The organism is Paracoccus salipaludis (genome assembly GCF_002287065.1).
In the GTDB taxonomy this organism is placed as follows: Bacteria; Pseudomonadota; Alphaproteobacteria; order Rhodobacterales; family Rhodobacteraceae; genus Paracoccus; species Paracoccus salipaludis.
The window spans coordinates 1-7,288 of record NZ_NSJZ01000039.1 but is presented as its reverse complement, the minus strand read 5'-3'; the positions used below and the strand labels follow the sequence as shown (position 1 = coordinate 7,288).

Genomic DNA, 7,288 nt, shown 5'->3' with positions numbered 1-7,288 from the left:
ACCAGCTCACGGCCTTGGAGCGCGCCTTGCTCGAACAGTTCAGGCGCTTGGCGAAAGAGTTCGATCAGTCGCAGAGCGCGTCCGCGACGTATTCGAAGAAGGTGGCCGAATGGTCGCGGAGCATCTCGCAGCGTCAGTCCGCGATCGAAGCCCGCTTGTCACAGATCGAGGCCACGCAGCAGCGCTTGAGCACGGGCTTGGAGAACTTGAACGCGGCGTTGGACAGGCAGACCGCCTCGACCACGCACTTGGTGCAGCAGGTCAACGCGCTCTTGAGCAAACGCGGGAGCTAGAGCGGGCGCACGAGCGGGTGCGGGAGCGCGACCACGGGTGGGATCACGGGCTGTGAAAGTTGCGCTGGAGTCGATCTGCCCTCCGGGCAGACAAAGCCCCTCCTCCCCTGCCTCTTGCAGGCGATGTCGTCGGGGCTTTGCACAGGGCCTGGATGCGGCCCGCTCTCATCAAGAAGGGCTGTAGGGCTGCATCCAGGCCCCGGGGATAATCGACCTTGCGTCTGGCCACCATTTCCAGTATTCCAGAATAATGGAAACAAATGATGCCATCGACGCCCTGTCCGCCCTTGCTCAGCCCACACGGCTGGAGTGCTTCCGGCTCCTTGTGCATCGCGAACCCGAGGGCCTGCCCGCCGGAGAACTGGCCCGTGCTCTGAATGTGCCGGCCAACACCCTTTCGGCCCACCTCACGATCCTTTCCCACGCGGGCTTGGTCGCAGGCGAACGGGAAGGCCGCTCGATCATCTACCGCGCAAACCTGGAGCGCGTGCGCGCGCTCACACTCTTCCTGCTCAAGGACTGCTGCGGGGGCCGCGCCGAGCTGTGCGCGCCGCTTGTGGCCGAGCTTGCGCCCTGCTGCTGATTTCCCGGAGTTCTTCATGACGGATCACATGGCCGACGCATCCGCTCCCGCAGGGGGGCTCGGCACCTTCGAGCGCTGGCTCTCGCTCTGGGTGGCAGGCGCCATCGTGGCGGGCCTCGTGCTGGGCAACCTTGCGCCCGGCCTCTTCGCGGGCCTCGCCCGAATGGAGGTCGCCTCCGTCAACCTGCCCGTCGCCGTGCTGATCTGGGCCATGGTCTACCCGATGATGGTGGGCGTGGATTTCGGCTCGATCCGCCGGGTGGGCGAGGAGCCTCGGGGCCTCATCATCACCCTCGTGGTGAACTGGCTCATCAAGCCCTTCACCATGGCCGCCCTGGGCGTCCTGTTCTTCGAGTATGTCTTCGCCGGCCTCATCCCATCCGAGGACGCGCAGGCCTATCTTGCCGGCGTGATCCTGCTCGGTGCCGCGCCCTGCACGGCCATGGTCTTCGTCTGGTCGAACCTCACCCGGGGCGATCCGACCTACACGCTCGTGCAGGTGAGCGTGAACGATCTCATCATGGTCGTGGCCTTCGCCCCCATCGTGGCGCTGCTCCTGGGCGTCACCGACATCGTGGTTCCGTGGGACACGCTGCTGCTGTCCGTGCTGCTCTACATCGTCGTGCCGCTCGCGGCCGGCATCCTCACCCGCAACCGCCTCGTGGCCCAGGGCGGTGAGGCCGCCGTCGAGGCCTTCCGCGACCGCATCAAGCCCCTCACCATGGCGGCGCTGCTGATCACCGTGGTGCTGCTCTTCGGCTTTCAGGGAGAGAAGATCCTCGCGAACCCGCTGGTGATCGTGCTCATCGCCGTGCCCCTCCTGATCCAGAGCTACGGCATCTTCGCCATCGCCTATGGCGCGGCGCGGGCGCTGCGAGTGCCGTTCGACATCGCCGCGCCCTGCGCGATGATCGGCACCTCGAACTTCTTCGAGCTGGCGGTTGCGGTGGCGATCAGCCTCTTCGGCCTGAACTCGGGGGCGGCGCTCGCTACCGTGGTCGGCGTCCTTGTGGAGGTGCCGGTGATGCTCTCGCTCGTGGCCTTCGCCAACCGCACCCGCCACTGGTTCCCCGAAAGGACGCGCCGGCCATGACCGTCACCATCTGGCACAACCCCGCCTGCGGCACCTCGCGCAACACGCTGGCCATGATCCGGGCCAGCGGCGAGGAGCCGGTCGTGATCGAGTATCTGAAGGAGCCTCCGAGCCGCGCGCGGCTGAAGGAGCTGATCGCCGCCATGGGCATCACGCCGCGCGATCTGCTGCGCGAGAAGGGCACGCCTTACGCCGAACTGGGCCTGAGCGACCCGGCCCTTTCCGATGACCAGCTTCTCGACGCCATGCTGGCGCATCCGATCCTCATCAACCGCCCCATCGTGGAGACGCCCAGGGGAACGCGGCTCTGCCGGCCGTCCGAGGCGGTTCTCGACCTTCTCGACCATCCGGTGGCGGAGTTCACCAAGGAGGATGGCGAGGCGGTCCGCGGAAAGGGCCGCCGCGATGCTTGAAAGAACCGGGCTTCCCAACCTTGCCGGTGATGCCTTCGAGCGGCCGGAGCCTGCTCGACTTGCGGCGTCGATGCCCACGCACCCGCCGCGCATCCTGCTGCTCTACGGCTCGTTGCGCGAGCGTTCCTACTCACGCCTTCTGACTTTCGAGGCGCAGCGCCTTCTCGACGCCATGGGCGCGGAAACGCGGGTTTACCATGCTCACGGCCTTCCCCTTCCCGATGACGCCGAAGCTTCCCACCCCAAGGTCGTGGAACTGCGCGAGGCCATGCTGTGGTCCGAGGGTCAGGTCTGGACCAGCCCCGAGCGGCACGGTGCCATGAGCGCGGTGATGAAGGCGCAGATCGACTGGATTCCGCTGGCTCTCGGCGCCGTCCGCCCTACGCAGGGCCGCACGCTCGCGCTCATGCAGGTGTCGGGGGGCTCGCAGTCCTTCAATGCCGTGAACCAGATGCGCGTGCTCGGGCGCTGGATGCGCATGGTCACGATCCCCAACCAGTCCTCGGTCGCGAAGGCGTGGCAGGAGTTCGATGGGTCAGGCCGCATGAGGCCTTCCGCCTTCTACGACCGCGTGGTGGATGTCATGGAGGAGCTGGTGAAGTTCACGCTGCTCACGCGCGGCACCTCCGACTATCTTACTGACCGCTACAGCGAGCGGAAGGAAGAAGTCGCCAAGCTGGAGGCGAGGGTAGGCCTGAAAAGAATCTGAGCGTCGATCAGGTAGCCTCAGACGGCCTGTGAGGCTGATAAGGCGCGTGCCACGCGCTGAGCTATCGTCCAAGGAGGCGTCGAAGGAGGCCGCGGGGCTCCTTGGGCCGCTTGTCCTCCAGAAGCGCCTGCTGACGCTCGGCCAAGATGCGCCAGTGATCGGCATTGGCCTCGGCTTTGGCCAGCATCTCGCGCAGCAACTCGACCTCGCGTTCCAGGCCCCGGTCGGCCAGGGCGGTCGGGCGGTTCCCAAGGGCGGTCGGTTGCGGTTCCGGGAACCGGTCGGCCGACCGGTCAGAGGCCTGGAAGGGGAACACGCGGTGCAACTCGGCCGGGTCGATGGCGTAACGTCCCCGGTCGTCCTTGGGAGCGCTTATTCGCCCGCTGTGGATGGCATCGAGCAGGGTGGACTTGGAGCGGCCGCAGGTCTTGGCCGCCTGGTTCAGCGTCAGCGCCACAAGTAGTTCCTTGGATGTTCGGGGCCGGTCGGCAGGTGGTCGGTGTCGGTTCCCGGAACTGGTAGCCGACCGGTCGGCTACTCGGGGGCTTGGTCGGCCCTGCCGCCTTGGATCACGTCGAGCTTGTAGCGTTCGACGGCCTCGGCGTGCTTGTTGACGTTGCCGCGGAACGCCCCTTCCGGCGTGACCGCGATAACCTTCACCCGTCCACGCTTCACGCGCCTGATCGCTCCGACCTGTTCCAGCAAGTCGAGCACTCGCGCCATGCGGGCTTTTTCAATGCCGGTCAGCTCGCAAAGATCAGTGGCGGTCTTGGTACACTCGTAGGACTGCCATGCGAGGTGGCGGGTGATCTGCCAGAGGACCGCCAGCGCTTGATGCTGCTTGGCAAGAGGCTCCCCAGAGTTCCGCAGGCGTTCGGTCACGGCGTCCTGATACTGAAAGGCGATGGACACGTTGCCCCCTCCGAAGAAGTCGAACTCGATCTGGTTGCTGGCGGACAGTTCCTTGGCCGCGAGAGCGGCCTCCCTAGCCCTGGCGGCGCGCTCGGGGCTGCTTTCCCGCAAGGCCTGCTGGTCGAGCAGGAGCGCAGCCTGATCGTAGGCCCCGCGCCGGCGCAAGGCGCGGTCGGTCAGGTCCACGGGCGGGTTCGGGCTTGGGCGCTGGCGAGGCTCTACGGCCCCGACCAGCACGGCGATGGACTGCACCGGCGAGCCGTTGCGGCGCTGCGCCTCCTGCGTGGTTCGCGCCATGTCGATGTCCTCGGAAGTTATCCCCAGGCGACGCAGCTCGTGGATCGTGGTCCTGCTCATCTCGGCCTCGATAGTTGTCTCACAGACAACTTCTGTTGTCTCACAGACAACTGTCAATCGCTTCTTTTTCCAGCCCAGCAAGGCTGAACCGGCCAAAATGCACCAGCGTATCCATATATCCTAAGAGTCTTAGAGGTGCCGACGCGCCCCAGCCGCAGGTTCGGTTGGAGCTGCACGGGCTGGATCTGCTGGGGAACAGGGCAACGGGCAGGCCGCGCCAGAAGGCCCAGGACAGCGCAGGCGGCACCGTTTGCGGGTCAGGCTAAGGGCAGAGGTCCAAGCGCCTGCAGACGGGCTCCTGCGCGCGCTCAGGGCCACTGGCGGGCGGCATGGAGCACCCGCAGGATGCGGACCCTTTCCGGGTCCTCGGCGTAGACGACCAAGTAGTTCGGGAGCACGACCATCTCGCGGGTGCCTTCGACCCGTCCGCGGCGATAGATGCGCGGCCGCTCGGGCAACCGCGCCGCCTTGGCCTCGATCTCATCCTTGAGGGCCTGGGCAGCGTTGGGATTGCGGTCGGCGATGTAGGCGACGATCTCCAGCAGGTCAGCGACGGCCGGCGCGGTCCATTCAAGCCTGGGCACGGCGCTTCCGGTCGATCAGCGCCTGGGCGTCCTGCATGGCCTTCTCATGGGGGATGGCCGGCCTTGTGTCGTCCAGGGCTTCCCGGACCTTGGCGCGAAACCAGGCGTCGTAGGCGGCCGGATCGCTCGCCAGCCCAGCCGGGAGGCCGCCCTCGCTGACGATGCGGGTGAGCAGGATGCGAACGGCATCGGAGAGGGTAAGGCCCACCCCGGCAAGCGCCTCAGTGGCCTCGGCCTTGAGCTGCTCGTCCACCCGGACGTGGAGCATGGCGGACTGATGGGACATGGCGGTCCTCCTTTCCCAAGAGCGTATCTCACGTGAGATACAAGACCAAGCCGTTCGCGGGTGTTCCGCAGGGGTCACATCGCCCATGGAGAGCCCTTGCTTGTCCTTTCTTCGCCAGCGTACTCTCGTGGCCACGACAAGGCTTCGCCTTACCATGGCCCCTCGCAGCTGGTGAGGGGGCGTGCCGCCCCCTTCAAACCCCCGAGCCGCGCCCTTGGCACGGCGGGACCAACCCCGAACCCCGGCAGGGGGACACCCCTGCACCCCTTGGAGCCTGCGCCATGGCCGCCGATCCTTCCGCCCCCCCCGAGCCTGCCCGCTGGATCAAGCTGCGGGCCAGTGCGGCGGAGCGGGCGCGCTGGCAGGCGCTGGCGGCGAGCCGGGGTGTGAGCCTGTCGGATCTGATCCGGGCGTCCTTGGGCGGGTTGCGGCTGCGGGCGCGGCGGGAGCCGCCGCCGGTCGCGCCGGAGCTGTTGCGGGAGCTGGCGCGGATCGGGAACAACCTCAACCAGCTCGCGCGCGCCGCGAACCGGCACGAGCCGGTGACGGCGACGGCGCTGCTGGCGCGGCTGATCGCCATCGAGCGGGAGTTGCGGGCGATCCGGGCGGCGCACAGGCGGGCCGATCCGCCGGGGAGCGGCTGATGCTCATCAAGTTCACCAGCGGCGGGCGCGGCGGCGGGGGGGCGGTGTGCGACTACCTCGTCGATGCCGGCCGGGACGGGCGGGAGCATTGTCCGCCGGAGGTGGTGCGGGGCGATCTGGCGCGGACGCGGGAGCTGATCGACAGCATCGCGCGGCGCTGGACCTACACGCACGGGGTGCTGTCCTTCGCGCCCGAGGATGCGCCCACCCTGGCCGAGCAGGAGACGGCGATGGACGCCTTCGAGGCGTTCGCCTTCGCCGGCCTCGATCCTGAGCAGTTCGACATCACCTGGGTGCGCCACCAGCACACCGCAGGCGGCCGCGTGGAGCTGCACTTCGTGACCCCGCGCATGGAGCTGGCCTCCGGGCGGGCGCTCAACATCGCGCCGCCGGGCTGGGAGCGGGGCTATTCCAAGCTCCGGGACGCGCTGAACCTGGAGCACGGCTGGGCGCGGCCGGACGACCCGGCACGGGCGCGGGAGGTGGCTTTCGAGCTGTCGCCGCCCTGGGCGCAGCACGGCTTCCACCTGAAAGAGGGCAAGGAAGCCGTCCACGGCTATGTGACGGCCCTGATCGAGCGCGGGGCGGTCCACGACCGCGCCAGCCTGGTCGATGCCCTGACCGAGGCGGGTCTGGAGGTCACGCGGGCGGGCAAGGACTACGTGACGGTACGCGATCCCGACACCGACGAGCGCCTGCGGCTCAAGGGCCGCGTCTACGAGAAGGACTGGAGCGATGACGCGGAGCTTGGCCGAGCGGCTGCACGAGAGGTTGGAGAGCCAGACGGCCGAGATCGCGGCCTTGACCGAGAGCGAGCTCACGAGGCTCTCGCGGCGTGTTACCGAGAGCGTGACCTCCGAGCTGAACGACATCGAGATCGCTATCGTCCAGTCCACGCACGGGATCACGAACGCGCTGCCGTCGCTGAAATGGATTCTGGGGCTGACCTGGGGGGCGCTGATCGTGAGCTTGATGCTGACCGGCTTCTTGCTCTGGCGATCGAGCCAGCCCTTGAGGGTGGTGGCGGACATGCCCCTGGAGACGTTCCAGAGCGAGGGGCAGAGCTACCTGGTGGTGCCCGAGAACGCGAAGCCGCTGCGCTGCACCACGCCCTCGGGGCGGACGGCGATCTGCCTGCACCTGACGAACGGGGAATGAGGCATGGACCAGCTCACGGCCTTGGAGCGCGCCTTGCTCGAACAGTTCAGGCGCTTGGCGAAAGAGTTCGATCAGTCGCAGAGCGCGTCCGCGACGTATTCGAAGAAGGTGGCCGAATGGTCGCGGAGCATCTCGCAGCGTCAGTCCGCGATCGAAGCCCGCTTGTCACAGATCGAGGCCACGCAGCAGCGCTTGAGCACGGGCTTGGAGAACTTGAACGCGGCGTTGGACAGGCAGACCGCCTCGACCACGCACT

General features: G+C 67.5%; 11 protein-coding genes. 7 read left to right on the top strand and 4 right to left on the bottom strand.

Going from position 1 to position 7,288, the window contains the following annotated elements; genetic code table 11:
• From CK240_RS18795 to arsH, 5 genes are all read left to right on the top strand, one after another.
• The coding region (locus tag CK240_RS18795; RefSeq protein WP_167650098.1) for a hypothetical protein at positions 1 to 293 on the top strand (293 nt) is incomplete at its 5' end.
• Between the two features lie 250 nt (positions 294 to 543).
• Positions 544 to 876, top strand: a complete 333-nt coding sequence (locus tag CK240_RS16930) for an ArsR/SmtB family transcription factor (protein WP_095641476.1) — start codon at positions 544 to 546, stop codon at positions 874 to 876.
• Positions 877 to 904: 28 nt separating this feature from the next.
• Entirely contained in the window at positions 905 to 1,969 is a 1,065-nt protein-coding gene (gene arsB, locus CK240_RS16925; protein ID WP_095641475.1) for an ACR3 family arsenite efflux transporter, read from the top strand.
• Positions 1,966 to 2,382 carry an arsenate reductase (glutaredoxin) gene (gene arsC, locus CK240_RS16920; RefSeq protein ID WP_095641474.1) on the top strand — a complete coding sequence of 139 codons (417 nt, stop codon included), beginning with the start codon at positions 1,966 to 1,968 and terminating at the stop codon, positions 2,380 to 2,382. The genes arsB and arsC overlap by 4 nt, the downstream gene beginning before the upstream one ends.
• On the top strand, positions 2,375 to 3,091 hold the full coding sequence (arsH, locus tag CK240_RS16915) for an arsenical resistance protein ArsH (RefSeq protein ID WP_095641477.1): 717 nt from the start codon (positions 2,375 to 2,377) through the stop codon (positions 3,089 to 3,091). The genes arsC and arsH overlap by 8 nt, the downstream gene beginning before the upstream one ends.
• A gap of 61 nt (positions 3,092 to 3,152) precedes the next feature.
• Here the strand turns inward: arsH and CK240_RS16910 are convergent, their stop codons facing one another.
• From CK240_RS16910 to relB, 4 genes are all read right to left on the bottom strand, one after another.
• Complete coding sequence (locus tag CK240_RS16910) at positions 3,153 to 3,548, bottom strand: hypothetical protein (protein WP_095641473.1); 396 nt, start codon at positions 3,546 to 3,548, stop codon at positions 3,153 to 3,155.
• Between the two features lie 77 nt (positions 3,549 to 3,625).
• On the bottom strand, positions 3,626 to 4,360 hold the full coding sequence (locus CK240_RS16905; RefSeq protein ID WP_095641472.1) for a helix-turn-helix domain-containing protein: 735 nt from the start codon (positions 4,358 to 4,360) through the stop codon (positions 3,626 to 3,628).
• 308 nt (positions 4,361 to 4,668) lie between these two features.
• Positions 4,669 to 4,944 carry a type II toxin-antitoxin system RelE/ParE family toxin gene (locus tag CK240_RS16900; RefSeq protein ID WP_095641471.1) on the bottom strand — a complete coding sequence of 92 codons (276 nt, stop codon included), beginning with the start codon at positions 4,942 to 4,944 and terminating at the stop codon, positions 4,669 to 4,671.
• Positions 4,931 to 5,230, bottom strand: a complete 300-nt coding sequence (gene relB, locus CK240_RS16895) for a type II toxin-antitoxin system RelB family antitoxin (RefSeq protein ID WP_095641470.1) — start codon at positions 5,228 to 5,230, stop codon at positions 4,931 to 4,933. The genes CK240_RS16900 and relB overlap by 14 nt, the downstream gene beginning before the upstream one ends.
• 281 nt (positions 5,231 to 5,511) lie before the next feature.
• On the opposite strand from relB, the gene CK240_RS16890 reads away from it, so the two are divergent.
• Both CK240_RS16890 and CK240_RS18400 read left to right on the top strand, forming a co-directional pair.
• Positions 5,512 to 5,874, top strand: coding sequence for a MobC family plasmid mobilization relaxosome protein (locus CK240_RS16890; RefSeq protein WP_095641469.1), 363 nt, complete (start codon positions 5,512 to 5,514; stop codon positions 5,872 to 5,874).
• A partial coding sequence (locus CK240_RS18400) for a relaxase family protein (protein ID WP_135058887.1) occupies positions 5,874 to 7,288 on the top strand: 1,415 nt, incomplete at its 3' end. The genes CK240_RS16890 and CK240_RS18400, both read left to right, overlap by 1 nt.

Bases quoted from the DNA above. Each gene is read 5' to 3' on its own strand.
- CK240_RS16930 (WP_095641476.1), top strand. From the start codon at position 544: ATGGAAACAAATGATGCCATCGACGCCCTGTCCGCCCTTGCTCAGCCC.
- arsB (WP_095641475.1), top strand. From the start codon at position 905: ATGGCCGACGCATCCGCTCCCGCAGGGGGGCTCGGCACCTTCGAGCGC.
- arsC (WP_095641474.1), top strand. From the start codon at position 1,966: ATGACCGTCACCATCTGGCACAACCCCGCCTGCGGCACCTCGCGCAAC.
- arsH (WP_095641477.1), top strand. From the start codon at position 2,375: ATGCTTGAAAGAACCGGGCTTCCCAACCTTGCCGGTGATGCCTTCGAG.
- CK240_RS16905 (WP_095641472.1), bottom strand. From the start codon at position 4,360: ATGAGCAGGACCACGATCCACGAGCTGCGTCGCCTGGGGATAACTTCC.
- relB (WP_095641470.1), bottom strand. From the start codon at position 5,230: ATGTCCCATCAGTCCGCCATGCTCCACGTCCGGGTGGACGAGCAGCTC.
- CK240_RS16890 (WP_095641469.1), top strand. From the start codon at position 5,512: ATGGCCGCCGATCCTTCCGCCCCCCCCGAGCCTGCCCGCTGGATCAAG.